This window comes from Oxalobacter vibrioformis (assembly GCF_027118995.1).
Classification (GTDB): Bacteria; Pseudomonadota; Gammaproteobacteria; order Burkholderiales; family Burkholderiaceae_D; genus Oxalobacter; species Oxalobacter vibrioformis.
In genome coordinates this window covers 737,258-760,072 of sequence record NZ_CP098242.1, presented here as the reverse complement: position 1 = coordinate 760,072, position 22,815 = coordinate 737,258, and the positions used below count along the sequence as shown (strand labels likewise).

Annotated in this window: 20 protein-coding genes, 4 tRNA genes and 1 pseudogene; 19 read left to right on the top strand and 6 right to left on the bottom strand. The window is 49.8% G+C overall.

All coding sequences use genetic code 11. The features are described from left to right. Positions 1-7 precede the first annotated feature (7 nt). From uvrC to NB640_RS03790, 5 genes and pseudogenes are all read left to right on the top strand, one after another. Positions 8-1,863: pseudogene (gene uvrC, locus NB640_RS03810) on the top strand (excinuclease ABC subunit UvrC). Between the two features lie 78 nt (positions 1,864-1,941). Further along, complete coding sequence (gene pgsA, locus NB640_RS03805) at positions 1,942-2,514, top strand: CDP-diacylglycerol--glycerol-3-phosphate 3-phosphatidyltransferase (protein ID WP_269310385.1); 573 nt, start codon at positions 1,942-1,944, stop codon at positions 2,512-2,514. Between the two features lie 59 nt (positions 2,515-2,573). Beyond that, positions 2,574-2,649: transfer RNA gene (locus NB640_RS03800), tRNA-Gly, on the top strand. A 73-nt stretch (positions 2,650-2,722) separates the two neighbouring features. Then, a tRNA-Gly gene (locus tag NB640_RS03795) sits at positions 2,723-2,798 on the top strand. A gap of 13 nt (positions 2,799-2,811) precedes the next feature. After that, positions 2,812-2,885: transfer RNA gene (locus tag NB640_RS03790), tRNA-Cys, on the top strand. Between the two features lie 181 nt (positions 2,886-3,066). Here NB640_RS03790 and NB640_RS03785 read toward each other — a convergent pair. Further along, a protein-coding gene (locus NB640_RS03785) for an IS3 family transposase (RefSeq protein WP_269309838.1) occupies positions 3,067-4,154 on the bottom strand; the annotation gives its coding sequence in 2 pieces (ribosomal slippage) (positions 3,067-3,902 and positions 3,902-4,154; 1,089 coding nt in all). 191 nt (positions 4,155-4,345) lie between these two features. On the opposite strand from NB640_RS03785, the gene NB640_RS03780 reads away from it, so the two are divergent. From NB640_RS03780 to NB640_RS03760, 5 genes are all read left to right on the top strand, one after another. Continuing rightward, complete coding sequence (locus NB640_RS03780) at positions 4,346-4,576, top strand: helix-turn-helix transcriptional regulator (RefSeq protein WP_332880236.1); 231 nt, start codon at positions 4,346-4,348, stop codon at positions 4,574-4,576. Positions 4,577-4,827: 251 nt separating this feature from the next. Further along, on the top strand, positions 4,828-6,348 hold the full coding sequence (locus tag NB640_RS03775) for a hypothetical protein (RefSeq protein WP_269309834.1): 1,521 nt from the start codon (positions 4,828-4,830) through the stop codon (positions 6,346-6,348). Positions 6,349-6,463: 115 nt separating this feature from the next. Further along, positions 6,464-7,435: a tetratricopeptide repeat protein gene (locus NB640_RS03770; RefSeq protein ID WP_269309832.1), complete on the top strand. Its 972-nt coding sequence runs from the start codon at positions 6,464-6,466 to the stop codon at positions 7,433-7,435. A 216-nt stretch (positions 7,436-7,651) separates the two neighbouring features. Beyond that, a complete protein-coding gene (locus tag NB640_RS03765; RefSeq protein ID WP_269309831.1) occupies positions 7,652-8,284 on the top strand; it encodes a VanW family protein in 633 nt (210 codons plus the stop codon). Then, positions 8,281-8,466 (top strand): hypothetical protein, encoded by a 186-nt coding sequence (locus NB640_RS03760; RefSeq protein ID WP_269309829.1) that lies wholly within the window; start codon positions 8,281-8,283, stop codon positions 8,464-8,466. Before NB640_RS03765 ends, NB640_RS03760 begins: the two co-directional genes overlap by 4 nt. Positions 8,467-8,546: 80 nt before the next feature. Here NB640_RS03760 and NB640_RS03755 read toward each other — a convergent pair whose 3' ends face one another. The 3 genes from NB640_RS03755 to NB640_RS03745 all read right to left on the bottom strand — a co-directional run bounded on the left by NB640_RS03755 (position 8,547) and on the right by NB640_RS03745 (position 10,341). Then, the gene (locus tag NB640_RS03755) at positions 8,547-8,750 is read right to left on the bottom strand and encodes a cold-shock protein (protein ID WP_269309828.1); all 204 of its coding nucleotides are present in this window, start codon (positions 8,748-8,750) and stop codon (positions 8,547-8,549) included. Positions 8,751-8,994: 244 nt separating this feature from the next. After that, positions 8,995-9,615, bottom strand: coding sequence for a hypothetical protein (locus NB640_RS03750; protein WP_269309827.1), 621 nt, complete (start codon positions 9,613-9,615; stop codon positions 8,995-8,997). Positions 9,616-9,696: 81 nt separating this feature from the next. After that, the gene (locus NB640_RS03745) at positions 9,697-10,341 is read right to left on the bottom strand and encodes a phosphoribosyltransferase (protein ID WP_269309826.1); all 645 of its coding nucleotides are present in this window, start codon (positions 10,339-10,341) and stop codon (positions 9,697-9,699) included. Between the two features lie 225 nt (positions 10,342-10,566). Here NB640_RS03745 and NB640_RS03740 point away from each other — a divergent pair, with 225 nt between their 5' ends. The 8 genes from NB640_RS03740 to NB640_RS03705 all read left to right on the top strand — a co-directional run bounded on the left by NB640_RS03740 (position 10,567) and on the right by NB640_RS03705 (position 19,169). Continuing rightward, positions 10,567-11,145: a superoxide dismutase gene (locus tag NB640_RS03740; RefSeq protein WP_269309825.1), complete on the top strand. Its 579-nt coding sequence runs from the start codon at positions 10,567-10,569 to the stop codon at positions 11,143-11,145. A gap of 168 nt (positions 11,146-11,313) precedes the next feature. Further along, complete coding sequence (locus NB640_RS03735; protein ID WP_269309824.1) at positions 11,314-12,249, top strand: histone deacetylase family protein; 936 nt, start codon at positions 11,314-11,316, stop codon at positions 12,247-12,249. Positions 12,250-12,387: 138 nt separating this feature from the next. After that, entirely contained in the window at positions 12,388-12,600 is a 213-nt protein-coding gene (gene rpsU, locus NB640_RS03730) for a 30S ribosomal protein S21 (RefSeq protein ID WP_269309823.1), read from the top strand. A 98-nt stretch (positions 12,601-12,698) separates the two neighbouring features. After that, entirely contained in the window at positions 12,699-13,142 is a 444-nt protein-coding gene (locus NB640_RS03725) for a GatB/YqeY domain-containing protein (RefSeq protein ID WP_269309822.1), read from the top strand. 55 nt (positions 13,143-13,197) lie between these two features. After that, positions 13,198-14,997, top strand: a complete 1,800-nt coding sequence (gene dnaG / locus NB640_RS03720) for a DNA primase (protein ID WP_269309821.1) — start codon at positions 13,198-13,200, stop codon at positions 14,995-14,997. Between the two features lie 595 nt (positions 14,998-15,592). Next, the gene (gene rpoD, locus NB640_RS03715; RefSeq protein ID WP_408637956.1) at positions 15,593-17,848 is read left to right on the top strand and encodes an RNA polymerase sigma factor RpoD; all 2,256 of its coding nucleotides are present in this window, start codon (positions 15,593-15,595) and stop codon (positions 17,846-17,848) included. 11 nt (positions 17,849-17,859) lie between these two features. Next, positions 17,860-17,936: transfer RNA gene (locus tag NB640_RS03710), tRNA-Ile, on the top strand. A 282-nt stretch (positions 17,937-18,218) separates the two neighbouring features. Further along, positions 18,219-19,169, top strand: a complete 951-nt coding sequence (locus NB640_RS03705) for an IS481 family transposase (RefSeq protein ID WP_269309820.1) — start codon at positions 18,219-18,221, stop codon at positions 19,167-19,169. Between the two features lie 429 nt (positions 19,170-19,598). On the opposite strand, the gene NB640_RS13020 is transcribed toward NB640_RS03705, so the two are convergent. Together NB640_RS13020 and dnaB are read right to left on the bottom strand one after the other, a co-directional pair. Continuing rightward, the gene (locus NB640_RS13020; RefSeq protein WP_408637955.1) at positions 19,599-19,685 is read right to left on the bottom strand and encodes an integrase core domain-containing protein; all 87 of its coding nucleotides are present in this window, start codon (positions 19,683-19,685) and stop codon (positions 19,599-19,601) included. 12 nt (positions 19,686-19,697) lie between these two features. Further along, positions 19,698-21,068 carry a replicative DNA helicase gene (dnaB, locus tag NB640_RS03700; RefSeq protein ID WP_269309819.1) on the bottom strand — a complete coding sequence of 457 codons (1,371 nt, stop codon included), beginning with the start codon at positions 21,066-21,068 and terminating at the stop codon, positions 19,698-19,700. Between the two features lie 590 nt (positions 21,069-21,658). On the opposite strand from dnaB, the gene NB640_RS03695 reads away from it, so the two are divergent. Further along, positions 21,659-22,746, top strand: a protein-coding gene (locus tag NB640_RS03695; RefSeq protein WP_269309818.1) for an IS3 family transposase whose coding sequence is annotated in 2 segments (ribosomal slippage) — positions 21,659-21,911 and positions 21,911-22,746 — 1,089 coding nt in all. Because the reading frame shifts where the segments join, the coding sequence is not laid out codon by codon here. Positions 22,747-22,815: the final 69 nt, after the last annotated feature.

The window sequence follows — 22,815 nt, the reverse complement described above, 5'->3', positions numbered from 1 at the left end:
TGAAAGTATGACCGATAGCGCTGATACCGACACTCGCAAGGAATTACTCAAGGTTGTCAGAAAACTACCCAACCTGCCGGGTGTTTATCGCTATTTTGATGCCAATGACCGGATACTTTATGTCGGCAAGGCAAGGGAGCTGAAAAAACGCGTTACCAGCTACTTTCAGAAAACCCTTCAGTCTCCCCGTATCCAGATGATGGTCGAGCGCATCGCACGGCTTGAAACAACGGTCACCCGCAGCGAGGCAGAAGCGCTGATCCTGGAAAACAACCTGATCAAATCGCTGCAGCCGCGCTACAACATTCTTTTCAGGGATGACAAATCCTATCCCTACCTGAAAATCACCGGGCAGGATTATCCCCGCATTGTGTATTACCGGGGAGCCATAGACAAAAAAAACCAGTATTTCGGCCCTTTCCCCAGTGCCTGGGCTGTACGGGAATCGATTGAAATCCTGCAGCGGGTTTTTCGCTTGCGCACCTGTGAAGACAGCGTCTTTTCCAACCGTACCCGTCCCTGCCTTTTGTACCAAATCAAGCGCTGTAGCGCACCCTGTGTCAGACTGGTCAGTGAAGCGGATTATCAGCGGGACGTGGAAAATGCCGCCCGGTTTCTCAGGGGGAGCAAACAGACGTCCTGCAGGAACTGGAGTCGAGTATGCAGGCCTATTCAGAAAGACTGGAATTTGAAGAAGCAGCCATCGTGCGCAACCAGATTGCCGCGCTTTCACAGATTCTTCATCAGCAGAGCATGGAAGCCGGGCGCGATACCGACGTGGATATCATCGCCGTGGTTGTCCAGGGTGGGCGTGCCTGTGTGAACCTTGCCATGGTAAGGGGCGGGCGTCACTTGGGGGATAGGGCATCTTTCCCCTCCAACGTGCAGGATGCAGTAAATGAGGAAGGTGAGGGCGTGGAGACACAAGTGCTCAAAGCCTTTCTTGCACAGCATTACATTGACAAGCCGGTTCCGCGTACTTTGATTCTCAATATCGAATTTGATGAACCAGCCCTCATGAGGGCACTGATGGACCAGTGCGGGCACAGCATCCATCTGGTCTTTCAGCCGCAGGGATTACGCCGTCAGTGGCTGGATATGGCGCAAAAAGGCGCGGAAATCGCACTGGAACGCATTTTGCATCAGGAAGGCGCCCAGTTGCAGCGGGTGCAGGCATTAGTTGAGCAGATTGGCCTTGATGTGGCTGATCCTGATACACTCAGAATAGAGGCTTTTGATATCAGCCATACGCAGGGGGAGTCCACGCAGGCATCCTGCGTTGTGTTCCAGCACCACGCCATGCAAAATGGTGAGTACAGACGGTACAACATCAGCAATATCGTGCCCGGAGATGATTACGCTGCCATGCGGCAGGTACTCATGCGCCGCTATGAAAAATTCGTCGGCAGTGAAAACAAAATGCCGGATCTGGTGCTGATTGACGGCGGAAAGGGGCAGGTCGAGGCGGCAAAACAGGTTTTTGCCGAACTGGGACATGATATCTCGCTGATTGTTGGTGTTGCCAAGGGAGAAGGGCGCAAGGTCGGGCAGGAAACCCTTATGTTTGCGGATGACCGTCCCCAAAAAGCGCTCGGCAAGGATTCTGCCGCGCTGATGCTGGTGGCCCAGATACGGGATGAAGCTCACCGGTTTGCCATTACCGGAATGCGCACACAGCGCGATAAAAAACGCCAGACTTCCCGGCTGGAAGAAGTCGAGGGTATCGGTGCCAAACGCCGTCAAAGGCTTCTGGCACGTTTTGGCAGCATGCGCGGTGTTGCTGATGCCACCGTTGAGGATCTGATGTCAGTTGAAGGAATTTCACGCAAGCTGGCACAGCAGATATATAATCAATTGCACTAGCATAAGCAGTGCAATAAAAACAGGTTAGGACAGGCAGTAAAAATGCAAAGTGTTTGTGACATTGAAAAAAAACGGTCGATACCATTTAACGTCCCCATCTTTCTGACATGGCTGCGTGTGGCAATGATCCCGCTCGTGGTGGGTATTTTCTACCTGCCGGATGGATGGCTTTCGCCCTGGACAATAAATTTCAGTGCCGGCATCATTTTTATCATCGCTTCCATCACCGACTGGTTTGACGGCTATCTTGCCAGGAAGTGGAACCAGACATCTTCTTTTGGCGCTTTTCTTGATCCGGTTGCAGACAAGCTGATGGTGGCTGGTGCGCTTCTGGTCCTGGTGCAGTTGGGACGGGTTCATGCCATTTTGGGTTTCATCATTATTGGCCGCGAAATCGCCATTTCGGCACTGCGTGAGTGGATGGCAGGGATTGGTGAAGGCCAGTCGGTTGCCGTGAGTTCTGTCGGTAAAATCAAGACTACGGCACAGATGTTTGCCATTCCCATGCTGCTGTATTACGACATGCTGTTCAATTTCCTCGATACCCGGATCATTGGCAACTGGCTCATGATCCTCGCGGCGACACTGACTGTCTGGTCCATGCTGTATTACCTCAAGAAAGCATGGCCTTTAATAAAAGAGAGAGGATGATCGTGTTAAGTGGCCTTGACAAGTAAAGGCCAGATGCTAAAATGCTCATCTTTGTTGTTGCGGGAGTAGCTCAGTTGGTAGAGCGCAACCTTGCCAAGGTTGAGGTCGAGGGTTCGAGACCCTTCTCCCGCTCCAGTTCTTCAAAAGCCTTTTTAGTGTTTGAAACTGGTTCAAGCCGGATACCTTCCGGTGAAAACCATCTCAGAATGCGGGAGTAGCTCAGTTGGTAGAGCGCAACCTTGCCAAGGTTGAGGTCGAGGGTTCGAGACCCTTCTCCCGCTCCAGAAGAATCCCAAAGGCTGGGTAGCAAAGTGGTTATGCCGCGGCCTGCAAAGCCGTTTACGTCGGTTCGATTCCGTCCCCAGCCTCCATCTTATCTTCCAATAACGTCCAGTAAAGTCCGGGATTCGCAGTAAACATGCGCTTTTGGAGGCGAATTCATGCGAAGCAAATATCCATTACAAAAATTCTGTAATGAGTGTGTCATTTTTCGTGAATTTCTTTAATGAGGCATGGTAATCCCCCCCTTTTTAGGGTGGATCGGAAGTAGGGTCATGCGGCCATGGCCAACCGCTGTTTAGGTGTGATGCCGCCCAAGGCCATGTTTGGGCGTTCATGATTATAATGCCAGACCCATCGGGTAGCGAAATCCTGTACCTCTGCAATTGAGGTAAACAGATATTGAGCCAGCCATTCATATCGCACTGTCCGGTTAAAGCGCTCCACATAAGCATTTTGTTGGGGTTTCCCCGGCGGGATATACTCGATTCGGATGCCTCTTTTATGTGCCCCATTCTGCAATGTGGCGCTGACGTATTCCGGGCCGTTATCGCAACGGATCACTTGAGGATGCCCCCGCCATGAAATGATTTGTTCCAGACAGCGAATAACCCTTTCTGATGGCATGGAGAAGTCGGCTTCGACACCCAGGGCTTCCCGGTTAAAATCATCAATGAGGTTCAATAACCGAAAGCTTCTGCCATCTTCCAGTTGGTCATGCATGAAATCCATTGACCAGACCTGGTTGCTCTTTTGGGGAACACTCAGGATTTCCGGCTTTTCCCGTGTCATGCGCTTTTTGGAACGGATACGAAGGTTTAATTCAAGTTCACGATAAATGCGATAGACGCGTTTGTGGTTCCAGCCAAATCCTTTGACGTTGCGCAGGTGCAGATAACACAGGCCAAATCCCCAGTTGCGATTGTTGTCTGTCAGTCGCATCAGCCATTGGGCAATCTGTTCGTTTGCAGTATTTCCACTGGCTTCATACCGGTAACAAGTTTGACTGACCCCGAATGTCTCGCAGGACAGACGGATGGATATCCTCTTGTCGGCAACGGCTCGCCTGGCCATCTCCCGCCGTTGAGATGGCCTTACCACTTTTTTTCGATGGCTTCTTTGAGTATCTCGGCTTTGATGCGCTCTTCAGCGTACATCTTCTTGAGACGGGTATTTTCAGCTTCGAGTTCTTTCATCCTGGTTATCATGGCAGTGTCCATGCCGCCATATTTGGCTCGCCATTTGTAAAACGCTGCTGAACTCATCCCATGTTCCCGGCATAACTCCGGTACGGGAATCCCGGATTCGGCCTGCTTTAATATCGCCATGATCTGGCTATCGGTAAATCTCGACTTCTTCATGTAGAACCTCCTTCATAAGAAAATTCTACTTCCAATTCAAACTAATCAGTGGGGGGATTACCTCATTATGCAATCAGCCATTGGCATTGAAGTGTCGTTACATTCCGTTTTTCCAGAAATCGGCTTTAAATGAAAGCCACCCCCAGCCCCTTCAGGTTTTCGGCACAAGAGGGAATTTTTCCATTTTTCAAATGAAAGAATTTGTTATGGCACACCAAAAATATCCCGGGCATATTCTGAGATTGCCTGATGTCCGTAAGGAGACCGGATTATCCAGAAGCACGATTTATTTCTGGATGAATGCGGGAATATTCCCCAGGTCGATTCGTCTGGGCCCTCGCGCAGTAGGGTGGTTATGGGCTGATATCCACGATTTCATCCGCTCACGGCAAGAGACTGGTTCTGAATCTAGAAATCAGTAAGTTGTTCCTTGTCTTAACCTTCCATCAGAACGCCAAGGCCGCTCATGAGTTCATGATGGCCTTGGCTTTTTTCTCATTTTTCTCGAAAATCTGGCGTGTACCTCTCAGGCAAACCTCACGCCCCGCCTTGCTTTCAGGACAACACGACAAACATTCGAACAAACAGCCATTAGGGGTTGCCCGCCAGCTTATATTGTGCTTATCCCGTGGACCTCATGTCCCGAATCATTAACCACCAATAAAGGATAAACATGTTTAGCAAAAACCGAAATGACCTCCTGTCGTGGGAGGACTATGACGAAACTCCTGCTGGCAGGGCTTTTCTCAAAATGCCGGAACTGTGGGAAGACGGCACCTACCCCCAAAAACCGGAAGCACCGGCAGTCACGCCTGTGCCAGAAGCACCCATAATCCAGTCGGTTGCATTCAAGCCGTCTGCGACACCGAACCCTTTCAAACAAACTTTTGTCGATCCGTTCAAGGCGGGTACCGGGACTTCATCCGGCTTTGACTATGGCGTCCCAACTTCCGCATCGAACCTGAACGATCCACTTGATCAACTCATGGATGCTTTCAAGATCCAACAGGCAGTTACCGAGCAGCGGCAGTCCAACCTGAAAGACAGTCCTCTTAACAGCGCCGCATACAAGCCGGCACAACCCACACCGGCAGCCGTCACGTCACCAGTATCATCCCAGCCCGTAATAACGCCGGAAGCGGCTCCAGCGCCTTTCAAAAAAGCCGAAACGAGCCCCAGCCAGTATCCCTACGAAGCGGTGGGCGAGCTGTTACAGGCCGCCAGCGACAAGGCGAGAATAGAGGTTGCGGAGCCGGTTGCCAGAAAAGTCGTCAATGCCGTCAAAAACAAGCAGCCGGTAAACTCGGCTGAACTGGATTCCGTGGAAAATGCCGGAAAGGTGACCAGGGCTGTGACAAAAGCTGTTGGTGATACCTACACCAAAGACAACTACATCAAAGCCACCGATGCCATCCATCAGGGAAAAACCGAGGCGAATGAAACCGCTTACAGCAACCCTGTAAATATAGAAGATGTGATGTCCGCAGTTCATGGCGGGGATACCTGGCAGCATGGTGACACCATGGCCAATTCCAACAGTACAGCCCACAACGGCTTTGAAAAAAGCCTGCGAGAAATCCGCATCTCACTCCAGGAAGTGCGCCTCATGGGCAACAAGCTCATCGATCCCAATGGCAAATACCTGGACACTAAAGGCCTGCAGCAATGGATCAACAGCGAAAGGAGATACCTCAAGAACATCGATCTGCCCGAAATCATGGACTTCACCAAACTCGACTGGAAAAAGGACCCTGACAAGTTCATTGAGATGGGTGGCAGGTACTTCCGGGAGTCTTTTTTGGGAAGTCACCTTTTCAGTTATGGGGTTGAAGCAATCAAGGGACCGGGCGGAGCGGTTCCCAACCAGTTTTTTGGTACCGTTGTCGGCATGGCGAAGTTTTACAACAAGTCAGACGACATGGTGGGTTCCATCCTGGGAGAAGGTGCGCTTGCCACAGCAGACATCGGCTGGGACAAATACGTAAACCTGCTCTCAAGCCATTTGCCAACCCTGTCGCGGCAGGCACTGCTCTTTGCCAACAGTGTCATGAGCAAGGAAGTGAAGGCGAAGATGTTCAACCTGATGACGGCTGACTACCGTCAACGTACTGAGCAGACTGAGCTTCAGGAAGCAAATACGACAGGTCGTTTGGTTAACGTTGTACCCAAGGGCACGCTTGACAGGATTGAATAATAATCCATCACATACAGCCATAAAAACAGCTTGGGCAAAAATGGCGTTTAACCGTTCCCATCCGTGGTTTTTCGGGATAAGCTTCGGCTTATCCCGAACCATAAAAAGGATTCGCATGAAAACCATTCTGAAATCGTTCCTTCTTTTATGTCTGTGCGGCATCGCCTGTTTGGCCAATGCAAATGACAAAGATACTGCAGATAAGCTCTATGAACAGGGAAAAATCAAGGAGGCATTGCAGATCTACCTGAAGCCTGAATACCGTGAGGACCCCCTCGTTCAGAACCGGATAGGAAATGCATACATGAAACCGGGGTTCATGGATGAAAAAAAATCTGCTGAATGGTTCAGGAAATCAGCAGAACAGGGAAACATGTTCGGGCAATACAACTTGGGACAGATGTATAAACAAGGCAAAGGTGTTAAGCGGGATTACCAGCAGGCATTCAAATGGTTCAGCAGGGCGGCAGAGAAGGGAAATGAAAAAGCCATGACAGCCCTCGGCAATATGTATGATGATGGTACAGGTGTAGAAAAGGATGAATTTAAAGCCGCTGAATGGTACGTGAAGGCGGCCGAGAAAGGAGATCTGATTGGCCAGTGTAATGCCGCTGGCATATTCACGCATCCCACCACTATCAAGAAGAATTATCACAATGCACGTGTCCTCCTGGAATACTGCCTGAAGGGCAATCCCAACAACGATTGCTGTCTGGATCGCATGGCAGACCTGTATTCAAACGGCTGGGGTGTGGAAAAAGACTCGAAGAAAGCCCATGAACTGCGTACAAAAGCGGCAACCAACGGCAGTGCCGTGGGCATGTATATGCTGGGCCGCGATTTCGATTATGGCATCGGCGTGGAAAAGGACCCAAAAGCCGCGATCGACTGGTACCATAAAGCGGCAGCCAAAGATCATGCCAAGTCGATGTACCGCCTGTATGAAGTCTATGAATACGGCAAGTTGGGGCAGCCGGTGGACAAGGCAAAAGCCAAAGAGTGGAAGGCAAGGGCTGAAAATGCCATGAAGGAGCAGGGACTGTCACGCAATGCACTCATGGATAAATTTCGTCTGGGGATGGAATAGCAGGAATAGAATCACTCCGCTGGAAGTGATAGAGAAGGAATGCATAGGGGCATTTTTCGGGGCATTCGAGAAAATTGAATATGAGCAAGTTAATAATTCATGCGCCTTTCAGCGCGTTATTCGATTGAGTCCCCACAATACCCCCTTCAGCAATATTTGATAAAGTCCTGTAGAGTATGCACTTGCCTTCACAGATGACAGCGTTGCTGTACGGCTATGCGAAAACCACTTTCCCTTTATCATCCTTTCCTGTATGCCCTGCGCGTCGCCCAGCGAAGGGTGTTCCGACATGTGGCCTGGCGTTTTTCTTCACGTCGGTACAGCCTCGTATTGAAACCGGAAGAGTCTTTGCCTTTCCGGGATATCAGGCATACCTCCAAACTCATCAGGAATCTGGGTGACAGTGATCTGGCGCTCCAGCATAACAAGGTGGTTAATTTACACATCGCCACGCAATGTATTCATGGTGTATTGATCCGGCCGGGCGAGTATTTTTCGTTTTGCCGTCTGGTGGGAAAACCAACTAAAAAACGCGGATTTATGGAAGGGATGGAGTTGTCTTTCGGTGAAGCGCGTTCAGGTATTGGCGGGGGTATCTGCCAGCTCAGCAATCTGATTCACTGGATGGCTCTGCATTCTCCGCTTACAGTGGTTGAACGCGCCAATCACAGTTTTGATCCTTTTCCGGATGATAGCAGGGCATTACCTTTCGGTTCTGGTGCTGCCATTTTTTACAATTTCATTGATCTTGTCCTGCACAATCCGAACGACAGGACTTTCCAGATATTATGTCGGGTTGGCGAGCATCAGCTGGAGGGGGGCTGCGGTGCAGCGAGGAATGGGATGTGAGGTATCACGTCTTTCAGAAAAAACATCGCTTCCTGCGGGAAAAGGGGCGCACATTCCGTAAAAACAAGATCTGGTGTGATACGCATACCAAGGGGCACGCCCCCCGGCTCATCAATTCAAAACCGCTTTATGCCAATCGGGTTGTCGTCAAATACCCCGTGGCAGATGAGATGCTGGAGTGAGAGGAGCAAGTGTTGTTGATGACTGAATCAGGAATAAAAAAGCCCCGGAATCCGGGGCTTTTTTCGTAATCAGGTCGAGATTACATCGGCTGAATGTTGGTGGCCTGGGGGCCTTTTTGACCCATGGCTGACACGAAACGCACTTTCTGACCCTCAGCAAGGGTTTTGAAACCCGCGCCTTCAATGTGGGAAAAATGCGCAAACAAATCTTTGCCGTTGTCGTCCGGTGTGATAAAGCCGAAACCTTTTGATTCATTGAACCATTTAACAGTACCTGTTTCCATTTGAAATTCCTTTTAAAAATATAAAACTAGAGCAAATGCCCGTCATGCAAAATAATCAAGAAAGACTAAAGGAACTATCAAAGTACTGCTTGAAATAGAACAACGATGGTACTTAAATCTGGTGCTTGAAAATAATGTACGTGCATCCTAGCACGAAAATGTCATTCGCACATTTTTAATCAACCGGTTTGTTCAGAAAAACAACAGACTCCTGCTTAAAGGAGGATCTGCACATTTTTTCTCCTCAAAAATGTTTCCCTTCTTTCAGGTGCGTCATCGCCCATCGTGCATAGGCAACAGCCTCATCATAGCCCTGCATATCAATGACTTCATCAAATGGTTTTTTATTCGGCCATTGTGCGTAGCGGATGCTGACCCTGGATGATGCATTGAGCTTTTCAATGATTGTCAGCCCGGTCTCCTTGTCAAAGACGCCTTTTTCCCCCTGTTTGGTTGAGAGCGGTTTTTCTCCATCAATCGTGATGCTTGTGGATGATTTCGGGTAAAGGTTGGGCCCGATGCTCACGCCATTATCCCCGCTGGCATAGAGATAAACAGACAATCCTTTCTTGCGGATCGGGCAGTGGACATCATTGATCGAGCCGTATTTTTTACAGGATACCGTCCAGTTGTCTGCGGGGTCAGATGCATTGCCGAAAGCAGCCTGGCCATCGGCGTAATAAATCACATAAGAAATACCATTGATTTTTCCCCTTTCAATTCTGGTTTCTTCATCAGAATCTTTCTTTTTTTCGATCTGGATCTGCCCGTTGTCCGTATAGGGCTTGTCTGAGGTGAGAAGGTCCGCCGCATGAAGCAGTGTGGCCGAAAAAACAAGACAAAAGAGGGCGAGCAGTTTTTCCATAACAGTATCTTTCTTTATAAGGCATGAAAAATCAGGAGCGGGTTTGAGAGGGCAATACCATTTATATTACCCGCAAGCACATCAGATAAGGGATTTTCTTCGCATCAGTATTTCTTCCACCTCCTGGTCATCTACCTGTGAAAAATCATGATAAAACTGCCCGACCGCGCGAAAATCCGGTGGTATCAGTACACAGGAGACCGCATCGGCAAAATTTTCCACAAGCCTGATACTTTCGTGGTGGCCAACGGGTACAGCGCAAATCAGTTCGGCTGGCTGCTGTGCCCGGATGGAACGCAGGGCCGCGATCATGGTAGCGCCTGTTGCAAGTCCATCATCAATGATGATCACCGTTCGTCCTGCCGGGTTTGCTGGTGGTCTGATAGGCGTATACTGGCGGCGGCGTTCCTGACAGATCGCCTGCTGCCGCTCCTTTTCTTTTTCTATGTAGGCAGCAATCGGCTCAAGCCGGGTGGGTTCTTCTGTCATATAAGTCCAGCCGTTTTCGTCCACAGCGCCAATAGCGTACTCAGGGTTGCCGGGCGCGCCGATTTTCCGGACCAGGACGACATCCAGTTCCCCTTCCAGTTTTTCTGCCAGTATTTCTCCCATGGGAACAGCCCCCCGGGGTATGGCGAGGACAAGCGGGTTTTTTCCGCGATAAGATGACAGCTTTTCTGCCATTTGCAGCGCCGCATCATGCCGGTTGGCAAATTTCTTTGCCATAAAAGGGTTTCGGAGCCAGCTCATGTTTTTTATCAATAAGGGTATAAAAGCGGATGACATTGAATATGAGTCATAACTGTTTCATTATAAAAAGATATCCTGATGAGGAAAATGGCAGAAAATCTGACGGGTATAAAAAATACCAGCGTACGCTGCAGTATTTGCTGCCAGCCCTTATAATAAATTTTCACATTGTGTGGCTCTCTCTCAAGGAAAGGAAACCTTATGGAACATAAATTGCCTCCCCTGCCATATCCAATGGATGGCCTGCAGCCCCATATCTCCCAGGAGACACTGGAATATCACTATGGGAAACATCATCAGGCTTATGTCACCAATCTGAACAACCAGATCAAAGGCACGGAATTTGAGAATGCCTCGCTGGAAGATATCGTCAAAAAATCATCCGGTGGTATCTTCAACAATGCGGCACAGGTATGGAATCACACGTTTTTCTGGCAGTGCATGAAGCCAAAAGGTGGGGGTACGCCATCGGGTGCGCTAGCTGATGCCATCAGTAAAAAGTGGGGTTCATATGACAGTTTCAGGGATGAATTCACCAAAAACTGTGTCGGCAATTTTGGTTCCGGGTGGACCTGGCTGGTCAAAAGAAGCGATGGCACCCTGGATATTGTGAATACCTCCAATGCTGCCACCCCGTTGACGGGTTCTGACAAGCCACTGCTGACCTGCGATGTATGGGAGCATGCGTACTATATCGACTATCGCAATGCCCGTGCCAAATTCGTTGAAGCATTCTGGCAGGTGGTGAACTGGGATTTTGTCACGCAAAATTACACCTGACAGATCAATGTGGTTTTAGCAGGAGGGGTGGCCGCGCCATCCCTTGCTTTTCCTGCTTTCCACAGAATTCCCGCTGATGATGTAAAATCGTTGCAGTAATAGTGCGACAGCGCAACTTTTTAAATCCCTGTGTGGCCGTCCGGCTGCCTTTACCCGTAAAAATGCCTCATGAAGACGCTTCAAATATATACATCGGATTATTGCCTTGAACATCGTCCCGGCCCAAGCCACCCGGAATCACCGGAGCGCCTGACTGCCGTGCGTCGCGCATTGCGTGCGCCCGAATTCAAGGGAATTCCCTGGAAAGATGCGCCTTTGGGAACGCATGAGCAGCTGCTTTTGGTGCACACCCCTGAATTTGTTGATCGCGTGGAGCGTATTCGCCCCAAATCAGGCTATGTGCCCCTGGATGGCGGAGATACCGTTATGTCGCCGGGGACGTGGAATGCCGTGATGGCCTGTGTTGGCGCGGCCTGTGCCGGGGTGGATGATGTCGTGAAAGGGGAGGTCAAGCGGATTTTCTGTGCGACGCGTCCGTGCGGCCATCATGCGGAGCCTGACCGGGCGATGGGTTTTTGCGTTTTCAATCAGGCAGCCATCGCAGCAGCCTATGCGATCGACACGCACAAGGTGCCGAAAGTCGCCATTGTGGATATCGATGTCCATCATGGCAATGGCACACAGGATGCGTTTTACTACAAGCCGAATATTTTTTACGGCTCATGCCACCAGTCGCCTTTCTATCCCGGAACGGGCGCCAAGTATGAGACCGGCATAGACAATAACATTGTCAATGTACTCTTGTCCCGCGGCTGCAATTCAGCCACCTTCCGTTCAAGGATGGAGGCCGAGATGCTGCAGGCGCTGCGCCGTTTCAAGCCGTCCCTGCTGATTATTTCTGCCGGTTTTGACTCCCACCAGAAAGACCCGCTGGGTGGTCTGAATTTCACGGATGATGATTTTTACTGGATTACGAAAGAGCTGGTAAAAATCGCAGATGAATTTGGTGAAGGCAAAGTCGTTTCCATTCTTGAGGGAGGCTATAGCCTTGATGGCCTGGCAACAGGCTCTGCCGCGCACGTTCGCGCACTGATGGAAGAATGACCTGCCTGTAGCCGAAATACCCCGATAACCGATATTTTTTCTGCCTGGAGGCCTATTTGAAAAAAGAGGCTTCCAATAAGTAAAATTATTTGTTACGATAGTAATCTTTTCAGTAAATTAGATAAACCTGATTATTTCATGACAACTATTCGCATTAAAGAAAACGAACCATTTGAAGTCGCCATGCGCCGCTTCAAGCGTACCATCGAGAAAACCGGCCTTCTGACAGAATTGCGTGCGCGCGAATTTTACGAGAAGCCGACTTCAGAGCGTAAAAGAAAACACGCTGCGGCTGTCAAACGCCACTACAAGCGAATTCGTAGTCAGCAACTGCCCAAGAAAATGTATTGATTCTGCCCTGCGAGGCAGATCGGGCATACCTGATGCAGACCCGCTCCGGATAATCCGCGGCGGGTTTTTGTGTTTCATAAACGTCGGGAGGAGGCCACATGAGCCTGAAAGAACAGATTGTTGAGGATATGAAAAACGCCATGCGTGCCAAGGACAGCGCAAGACTGGGCACGATTCGTATGCTGACAGCCGCCATGAAGCAAAAAGAAGTCGATGACCGCAAGGATCTGACGGACACCGATGTGCTCGGCATTATTGAAAAAATGATCAAGCAGCGCCGTGACTCCATTTCCCAGTTTGAAGCGGGTGGCCGCCAGGATCTGGCCGACCAGGAAAAAGCCGAGCTTGAAGTCCTTTCCGCCTATATGCCTGCGGCACTCAGTCCTGAAGAAATTGAAAAGGAAGTCAGTGCTGCTGTTGCTGGTGCAGCTGGGCCCCAGGATATGGGCAAGGTGATGGCCGTGCTGAAAACCAGGCTGGCTGGCAGGGCTGATATGTCAGCCGTATCCGGCATGGTTAAAAACGCACTGGCCAAATTCTGAGCAAAAGAACGCTAAAATAATCGAAGATAGTTTTTTGACAAAACATTTTTGATTCGTGATCCCTCAGTCATTCATCCAGGACCTCTTGAACCGCATTGATATTGTCAGTGTGGTGGAAAAACACGTGCAATTGAAAAAGGCCGGCGCCAATCTGCTCGGCCTTTGTCCCTTCCATACAGAAAAAACCCCCAGCTTTACGGTCAGTCCGGTCAAGCAGTTCTATCACTGCTTTGGCTGCGGCAAAAACGGCAGTGCCATCGGTTTTCTCATGGATTATGCGGGATTGGGATTTGTTGAGGCGGTGCAGGAGCTGGCAAACAGCGCCGGCATGATTGTGCCGGATGATGACCAGCGGTTTACCCCGGAAGAGCGTACGGAAAAAAAGGCTGTCAGCGTCGTGCAGGGAGAAGTCATGGCGCAGGCCGAGCGCTTTTACCGCCAGCAGTTACGGCAGGCCGAAGAAGCGATTACCTATCTGAAGAAACGCGGTGTTTCCGGCGAAATTGCGGCACGCTTCGGGCTGGGTTATGCCCCGGACGGACGCGACGGACTGCGGACGCTTTTCCCTGATTACGCGGCAAAGGAGTTGCAGGAATCCGGCCTGGTCATCGAGCGTGACCCGAATGAGGGGGGGGCATCGGCCAATTCCCGCTATGACCGCTTTCGGGACAGGATCATGTTTCCCATCAGAAATACCAAAGGCCAGGTCATCGGATTTGGCGCGCGCGTGATCAGCAAAGGCGAACCGAAGTACTTGAATTCCCCGGAGACGCCCTTATTTCAGAAAGGCAATGAGTTGTATGGTCTTTTCGAGGCACGCCAGGATATCCGGGATGCGGGCTATGTGCTGGTAGTGGAAGGGTATATGGATGTGGTTGCGCTTGCACAGCTGGGTTTTCCCCAGGCGGTTGCCACCTTGGGTACGGCATGTACACCGGTTCAGGTGCAAAAACTGATGCGTCAGACAGACCTGGTTGTTTTTGCGTTTGACGGCGACAAGGCGGGGCAAAGCGCTGCAAGAAGGGCGCTGGAAGCCAGCCTGCCTTATGTAACGGACAACAAGGGTGTGCGTTTCCTCTTTTTGCCGTCAGACCATGATCCGGACAGTTTTGTACGCGAATACGGTGCTGAAGCCTTTGAGAAAGAAATAAAAAATGCGGTGCCCTTTTCCGAATTTCTGTTTGACGTCATCACCAAAGGGGGAGACCTGAACACCCTCGAAGGCAGGGCGCGGGCACAATATGTTGCCAAACCGCTTTTGCAGGCAATCCAGCCTTCAGCATTGCGATTGCAGATTGTAAAAAAACTTGGTGAGCTGACTCATACCGCAGGTGACGAACTGGAATCGCTTTTGGGGCTGGCAAAGCCGGCCGTGAAAAAGCAGCGTGCCCCGCAACGCCAGTCGCGCCCGCAGATAGTCAGTCTGGGCAGGCAGGTGGTCCGTATTCTGCTCATGTATCCGGAACTGGTGCCTGAGCTGGAAGAAGAGGAAAGAAGCGCCATTGAACAATTTGATCCGGATGATGCTCAAACGCTATCGGATATTGTCAATGCGACACATGCTCTCGGGGAGAATGTGAGTTTTGCTGCATTGACCGAGTATTTCAGGCTGTCAGGCAGGGATTATGACCATCTGATTGCTGAAGTGATGAATGGCCACGACTTTGATATGGCTGCGGCCCGGCAGCAATTGAAGGGGTCTATGCGGCAGATCCGGATTCGCCTGATAACGGAAGAGCTCAATGACCTGATGGCGTCAGGCAAAGCCCTTGAAAACCGCCAGTATGTGCTGGATCTGCAAAACGAACAGCGTGTCTTGCAGCAGCAGAATATTGAAGACAAGGGGGTATCTTAAGGGCATGATTTTTCACAATAATAAGCAAAAAAACAAGTTGATTTGTGTTATAATTTAAGGCTTTACATGCGGGCATATTTATGCCCTGTATACCAATCAGTTGATTCTGGGGCGGACAGTGGACGACAAGAAGAAATCAAAGAAATCGCAACCGGTTAAGAGCAAGACAGCCGCTGAGGCTGCAAAAAAAGGTCGTGGAAGACCAAAACATGAGGAAACCGTTGTCGTGACAGCAAAAGCAAAGACCAAGCCCAAAGCGGCAGTCAAGGTAGCCGTAAAGGCTGAACCCAGGGCCAAAGCCAAAGCAGTACCACAGGCCGCGGTAAAAGCCACACCGAAGGCCAAGGCTGTGCCGCCCAAAGCGGCAGCCAAATCCAAGGTGATCGCCAACCCAAAGGCTGAGGTAAAGAAACTGAAAGCTGAGTCCCAAAAAACAACGAAGGCGAAAGCGCCAGCAAAGGCTGAGCCGGTTTCCCTGAAAAAGAAAAAAACGGCTGTTATTGAGGCAGCTGTTGATGCGCCAAAACGCCGGGGCCGGAAAAAAGCATCTGAAAAAGAAGCACAGGTTGTTGAGGCCGTTGCCAGGGCGCCTGCCGTGGCTGATGCGGCAGAACAGAAGAAACGTGGCCGCAAGCCAAAAGCACTCTTGATACAGCAACAGGCTGAGGCTGCCGCTGCGGCTGCTGAAAAAGGCACGATTGTCACCACTGACGCCAGCGCACTGGCACAGATCGACACGTCCAATTACGTTTTGCCGAAAGTCAAAGTGCCTGGCCGCCGGGGCAGAAAGCCCAAGGACTACCAGCCGGAGAGTGATGAAGATGTCGCACTGAATGCGGTTGAGCGTGCCGAGATGAAGGCTGCTGAAAGGACCCGGGCAAAAGACAGAAGGGCAAAAGAAAAAGCGCTCCTGAAAGATGCGCTTTCCAGCGATTCAGAAGCAACGGCAGAAGAAATCGAACGCCGCCGTGAGCGGCTGGTTGCACTGATCAAGCTTGGCAAGGAGCGTAATTTCCTGACCTTTGCTGAAATCAACGACCATCTTCCCGAGCATATTGTTGATCCTGATGCCATTGAGGGCATTATCAATACCTTCAACGACATGGGGATTTCGGTATACGAGCATGCCCCGGATGAGGAAGACCTGCTGCTGACAGATAATGTCATCAATGTCACTAGTGACGAAGAGGCGGAAGCCGCAGCGGAAGCGGCACTTTCCACGGTGGATTCGGATTTTGGCCGGACAACCGATCCTGTCCGTATGTATATGCGTGAAATGGGTTCCGTAGAACTGCTGACGCGCGAAGGTGAAATTGAAATTGCCAAGCGGATTGAAGATGGTCTGAAAGACATGATCCAGGCGATTTCTTCCAGCCCGACGACCATTACGGAAATTCTTGAGCAGGCAGAAAAAATCCGTCTGGGCGAGGTCAAAATTGATGATGTTATCGATGGCCTTACTGAAGATGACGAGGCGAATTCGCCGTCTGCCATGAGTGCATCGGCAGATGAGGACGAAGACGAGGAAGCCGAAGAAGAGGAAGCCGCTGACGAGGAGGAAGAGGATGAGGAAGAAGAAGAAACCTCTTCAGGCAACAGCAGCGGTGGCAGCAGTGGATTCTCTGCAGAGCAGCTCGAAAAACTGAAAGAGCATGTGTTGGACAGGTTCGATGTCATTGCCAAGTGCTTCACGCAGATGCAAAAGGCCACGGCCGCCGATGCCTACAATTCCAAGGGCTATATCGAAGCCCATGAATGTATCTCCGATGAGCTTTTGGGGATGCGTTTTACCGCCAAATTTATTGAGAAGCTGGCTGATACCTTGCGCGCCCAGATGGATGAGATTCGCCAGATCGAGCGGCAGATACTGGATGTCGTTGTCAATCGCTGTGGTGTGCCCCGTGCCCACTTTATCAAGACCTTCCCGGGCAATGAAACCAATCTGGACTGGGTTGATGAAGAGGTTAACGCCGACTATCCCTACAGCGCGATTCTCGGCCGGAATGTGCCGATGGTCAAGGAGCTGCAGCGCAAGCTTATTGAGATTGAAGAAAAAAGTGGTATGCCGCTCTCCGATATGCGTGATGTCAACCGGAAAATGACAGCCGGTGAGATGCGGGCGCGCAATGCCAAGCGGGAAATGACGGAGGCCAACTTGCGTCTGGTTATTTCGATTGCCAAAAAATATACCAACCGTGGCTTGCAGTTCCTGGACCTGATCCAGGAAGGCAATATCGGTCTGATGAAAGCAGTCGACAAGTTTGAATACCGTCGTGGCTACAAATTTTCCACCTATGCGACGTGGTGGATTCGCCAGGCGATTACCCGTTCGATTGCAGACCAGGCGCGCACCATCCGGATTCCGGTTCACATGATTGAAACCATCAACAAGATGAACCGTATTTCCCGTCAGATCCTGCAGGAAACCGGTTCCGAGCCAGATCCGGCAACCCTGGCGCTGAAGATGGAAATGCCGGAAGACAAAATCCGCAAGATCATGAAGATTGCCAAGGAGCCGATTTCCATGGAAACGCCGATTGGTGACGATGATGATTCGCATCTGGGCGACTTTATTGAGGACAACAATACGCTTGCACCGGCAGATGCCGCCCTGCATGTTTCCATGCGCAATGTAGTCAAGGATGTGCTGGATTCCCTGACGCCCCGCGAAGCCAAGGTGCTGCGCATGCGTTTCGGGGTTGAGATGTCCACAGACCATACGCTGGAAGAGGTGGGTAAGCAGTTTGACGTGACCCGTGAGCGGATACGCCAGATTGAAGCCAAGGCGTTGCGTAAATTGCGCCACCCGTCCCGTTCGGATAAACTCAAGAGCTTCCTGGAAAGTAATTGATAAGCCAAAAGGGGCCTATAGCTCAGTTGGTTAGAGCAGCGGACTCATAATCCGTTGGTCCCAGGTTCAAGTCCTGGTGGGCCCACCAATAAAATCAAGGGGTTACGTTAATTCGTAACCCCTTTTGTTTTTGGTTCTATGGTTTGGTGCCTGCTCGGTGCCTACAAAAATAGGAATAAACAGCATAAAAATTGCTTGCAGCACCCATCAATGAACATCATCGTATGACGAAGCGATATGCTGATTATTTCGGCGATATGAAAGCTGGAGCAAAAATTCTTTCCTTTCGTAGCACAAGTGCTTGTTGCACTAGATGTTTAGTCCCGGCCTTTGATGGCACAATCATGTCATCTGAATGGAAGGAAATATTATGGGACAGATTTTACACAGCAGCGCCACAACAACAGAGGCAGTGCGTCGAGCAATACAAAATAGTCAAGAGAGCGTGAGGGCGTTAGCAAAGCGCTATGGCATCAACCCCAAGACAGTGGCGAAATGGCGCAGGCGGGAAACCGTCAAGGATTTGCCCACTGGCCCGAAAAATCCTTCTTCAACTGTATTGTCCGTAGAAGAGCAAGCCATTATTGTGGCTTTCCGGCGGCATACCCTGTTTCCCCTTGATGATTGCCTTTATGCCCTGCAACCCACTATCGCTCACCTGAGCCGATCTTCATTACATCGCTGTTTACAGCGTCATGGCATATCCCGCTTGCCAGAAGTTCAGGGCGACAAACCAGTGCCAAAGAAATTCAAGACTTATCCTATTGGCTGCTTCCCTATCGACATAGCCGAAGTACGAACCGCTGAAGGTCGGCTTTATCTGTTTGCAGCAATAGACCGAACCAGCAAGTTTGCCTATGTGGAATTGCACCAGCGAGCAGGAAAAATGCAGGCGGCACAGTTTTTACGCAACCTGCAGGAGGCTTTGCCTTATGCCATTCATACTGTCCTGACGGATAACGGGATTCAATTCACCAACAGAGAAAAGGATCGGTTTGCCTTTGAGCATATTTTTGAGCGTGTTTGCAGGGAAAACGGCATTGAGCACCGACTGACCAAGGTAAAGCATCCATGGACCAACGGCCAGGTTGAACGAATGAACCGCACGGTCAAGCAAGCGACTGTCAATCGATATCATTATGACGATCACAAGCAGTTTGAAAACCATCTCCAGAATTTCATGAATGCGTATAATTTCGCCCGCCGATTGAAGTCTTTAAAAGGGCTTACGCCTTATGAATTTATTTGCAAAATCTGGACAACTCAGCCACATCGTTTTACTCTAAACCCTATCCATCAAATGCCGGGACTAAACAGCTAGGGTAATCCGAGGCAGACACAGATACTTTCCTTTTTAATTTATCTCTGGATATCCGCGTATTTCATCGTGAATCAGCAGCCAACATACGGCTGCAGTTAAAGGCCGAATGTAAGGCTGCATCGACTGCTGTGTTTCTCTTCCTTTTTTTTATTGCAATACGGGAGGCGTCCATGTAAGTTTCCGTCCCGTTTCATTCGCCACTGAAATGCCTGCCAGTCTTGGTGCTGAGTGCGCATTGAATGAAAATGCCAAAGCCGCAATCGGTTTTGTGTAGCCAGTCATATAAAACAACCGGGATGGTTGCGGTCAGATTGGAATTTTCAGGTACAAATTCGGTACACCTCTCAGTTTTGCCAATATTCGCTAAAATGCGCTAATGAACTGATTGGCAACTATTTTTCGGTTTGCCCGCTGCCAAAGCAAGGCCGCTTAGCTGGCAGGTGGCATCCGGTCACAACTGCTATGGGATCTGACTTTGTTGTAATCCCTGCTCCAGACAGTGAGCGTTTTGTCCACTACCTCTAGCTGTCATAGATATTCTGGATGATTGTCGAACCTTGCATAGCGTGGGTTGAAAGCCAGCCGGATTTTTCCAGTCTGACCATGCCGCTGTTTGGCAATAATAATCTCCGCAGTTCCCTTGTCTGGTGAATCCCAGTTATATACATCATCACGGTAAATGAACAGGAGCAGATCGGCCATCTCTTCTATGGCTCCAGGGCCACGCAAATCCGATAGATAAGGGCGTTTGTTTCCCCGACGCCTTTCAAGTGCTCGGTTAAGCTGCGAAAGAACAATAACCGGACAGTTAAGCTCCTTGGCAAGTGCTTTCAGGCCACTCAATATTTTATGGACGTCCGTGTAGTTTTTTTCTACATCGTATATAGAAAGCATCAATTGTAAATAGTCGACAATAATCAGACCCAGCTTGCCGTGTCGCTTGAAAAGATGCCTGGCTCTGGAACGAAGCGCATCAATGGATAACTCCGGTGTTTCATCGATATACAATGGAGCATCCTCCATTTTCTGGATCGCATGGGTCAGGCGCGGCCAGTCATCCTCTGTAAGCTGGCCTGTTCGCAGCTTGTGCTGGTCCAGCCTTCCGATAGAACCGATCATGCGTCTTACCAGTTGGAAACCGTTCATTTCCATGGAAAAAATCGCGACAGGCAGGCCACTCTCAATAGCGACATGCTCTCCGATATTGAAGGAAAAAGCAGATTTACCCATGCTAGGACGTCCTGCCACAATAATCAGTTCGCCTGGCGGCAAGCCGGAAGTTTGTTTGTCCAGATCAACAAAGCCTGTTGCTACACCAGTTACCTCATTTTTATCTTCACGACTATAGAGTTCGTCTATCTTCTCAACAACTTCCGCAATCAATGGCTTAACTTCATGGAGCGCATGCACTTCGCGTGAGGCATCCTCAGCAACCGAAAAGATTTTGGCTTCAGCCTCATCCAATATTTTTCTGACATCCTTTGCCTGCGGGTTAAAGACCGATCCAAAAATTTCACTGGAAACCGTCATCAGCTTTCGCAATACACTGCAATCTCTCACAATTTTTGCATAGTGCCGGATATTGTCAGTCGGCGGCGTGTTCTGCGCCAACATATTCAAATAGGACAGCCCTCTCACGTCTTCTGCCTTGCCTACATGAAAAAGTGATTCATAAACGGTAGTGGCGTCAGCCGGTTTCGATGCGGTAACCAGTCCTTCAATATGCTGGAAAATGAGACGGTGATCAAAACGATAAAAATCATCCTGCCCCAGCAAATCACCAATGCTATTCCATGCAGCATTATCAAGAAGCAAGCACCCCAAAACAGACTGCTCTGCGTCAATGGAGTGTGGCGGTATGCGCAGGGATTCCTGTTCAGAGTCTTTAAATTTTGTCATATCAAAATCTTTTCGGTATTGATTTGTTATTCATGCGTTCATTTAAACCCTCTCAATCAGGGCTTATTTTCCCTATGAAGTCTGCGTCACATATGCGACATAGAGCGTCGCGCAAAACAAATCCCGGTAAAAAATTTCCTTTCGTATAAATGACCTTACATAAAGCCAATAGGGGCCTTTGCATTTTCCTTTAACGCGCATTCCGGTCGGTGTTTTGTTTTTCCACGATGTCCGACAGATAGAGCAGCTTTCTAGTGGAGACGATAGCCCCGCAGAGCAGTATTTGTAGAGTGGACAACGGCCTGGTATGCAAGATTGCGACATGGTTTGTCGCGCTCTCCTGCTATTGTAAAAATATCCGTAAAACAGAAAAAATTGGCTGGTTGTGCATGATAGTTGCGTTCTAAAACAGAGGAGTCCTTTGCACATAAAGTCTTCGTGATGAAAGGTATGAAGGAAATGTTATATTCAGAAAAAATGTTAAAGTCTCTTCTCTCCGAAGCCAAGAGTAGCGAAGGTGTTTAAAGGGGTAATCCCCCCACAGAATCGTTGAGATTGGAAGTAGAATTTTCTTATGAAGGAGGTTCTACATGAAGAAGTCGAGATTTACCGATAGCCAGATCATGGCGATATTAAAGCAGGCCGAATCCGGGGTTCCCGTACCGGAGTTATGCCGGGAACATGGGATGAGTTCAGCAGCGTTTTACAAATGGCGAGCCAAATATGGCGGCATGGACACTGCCATGATAACCAGGATGAAAGAACTCGAAGCTGAAAATGCCCGTCTCAAGAAGATGTACGCTGAAGAGCGCCTCAAAGCCGAGATACTCAAAGAAGCCATCGAAAAAAAGTGGTAAGGCCATCTCAACGGCGGGAGATAGCCAGGCGAGCCGTTGCCGACAAGAGGATATCCATCCGTCTGTCCTGCGAGACATTCGGGGTCAGTCAAACTTGTTACCGGTATCAAAGCCGGAAAAATGCCGAAAACGAACAGATTGCCCAATGGCTGATGCGACTGACAGACAACAACCGCAACTGGGGATTTGGCCTGTGTTACCTCTATCTTCGCAACGTCAAAGGATTCGGCTGGAACCACAAACGCGTCTATCGCATTTATCGTGAACTTGAATTAAACCTTCGTATCCGTCCCAAAAAGCGCATGACACGGGAAAAGCCGGAAATCCTGAGTGTTCCCCAAAAGAGCAACCAGGTCTGGTCGATGGATTTCATGCATGACCAACTGGAAGATGGCAGAAGCTTTCGGTTATTGAACCTCATTGATGACTTTAACCGGGAAGCCCTGGGTGTCGAAGCTGACTTCTCCATGCCTTCAGAAAGGGTTATTCGCTGTCTGGAACAAATCATTTCATGGCGAGGGGCGCCTCAAGTGATCCGTTGCGATAACGGCCCGGAATACGTCAGCGCCACATTGCAGAATTGGGCACATAAAAGAGGCATCCGAATCGAGTATATCCAGCCGGGGAAACCCCAACAAAATGCTTATGTGGAGCGCTTTAACCGGACAGTGCGATATGAATGGCTGGCTCAATATCTGTTTACCTCAATTGCAGAGGTACAGGATTTCGCTACCCGATGGGTCTGGCATTATAATCATGAACGCCCAAACATAGCCTTGGGCGGCATCACACCTAAACAGCGGTTGGCCATGGCCGCATGACCCTACTTCCGATCCACCTTAAAAAGGGGGGATTACCACTCTTCCTTATAAAATGCTGTCATTTTGACA

Excerpts from the sequence above, each read along its gene's own strand:
- NB640_RS03780 (WP_332880236.1), top strand. The coding sequence starts at position 4,346 with ATGAAAGAATTTGTTATGGCACACCAAAAATATCCCGGGCATATTCTG.
- NB640_RS03775 (WP_269309834.1), top strand. The coding sequence starts at position 4,828 with ATGTTTAGCAAAAACCGAAATGACCTCCTGTCGTGGGAGGACTATGAC.
- NB640_RS03770 (WP_269309832.1), top strand. The coding sequence starts at position 6,464 with ATGAAAACCATTCTGAAATCGTTCCTTCTTTTATGTCTGTGCGGCATC.
- NB640_RS03765 (WP_269309831.1), top strand. The coding sequence starts at position 7,652 with ATGCGAAAACCACTTTCCCTTTATCATCCTTTCCTGTATGCCCTGCGC.
- NB640_RS03755 (WP_269309828.1), bottom strand. The coding sequence starts at position 8,750 with ATGGAAACAGGTACTGTTAAATGGTTCAATGAATCAAAAGGTTTCGGC.
- NB640_RS03750 (WP_269309827.1), bottom strand. The coding sequence starts at position 9,615 with ATGGAAAAACTGCTCGCCCTCTTTTGTCTTGTTTTTTCGGCCACACTG.
- NB640_RS03745 (WP_269309826.1), bottom strand. The coding sequence starts at position 10,341 with ATGGCAAAGAAATTTGCCAACCGGCATGATGCGGCGCTGCAAATGGCA.
- NB640_RS03740 (WP_269309825.1), top strand. The coding sequence starts at position 10,567 with ATGGAACATAAATTGCCTCCCCTGCCATATCCAATGGATGGCCTGCAG.
- NB640_RS03735 (WP_269309824.1), top strand. The coding sequence starts at position 11,314 with ATGAAGACGCTTCAAATATATACATCGGATTATTGCCTTGAACATCGT.
- rpsU (WP_269309823.1), top strand. The coding sequence starts at position 12,388 with ATGACAACTATTCGCATTAAAGAAAACGAACCATTTGAAGTCGCCATG.
- NB640_RS03725 (WP_269309822.1), top strand. The coding sequence starts at position 12,699 with ATGAGCCTGAAAGAACAGATTGTTGAGGATATGAAAAACGCCATGCGT.
- NB640_RS03705 (WP_269309820.1), top strand. The coding sequence starts at position 18,219 with ATGGGACAGATTTTACACAGCAGCGCCACAACAACAGAGGCAGTGCGT.
- dnaB (WP_269309819.1), bottom strand. The coding sequence starts at position 21,068 with ATGACAAAATTTAAAGACTCTGAACAGGAATCCCTGCGCATACCGCCA.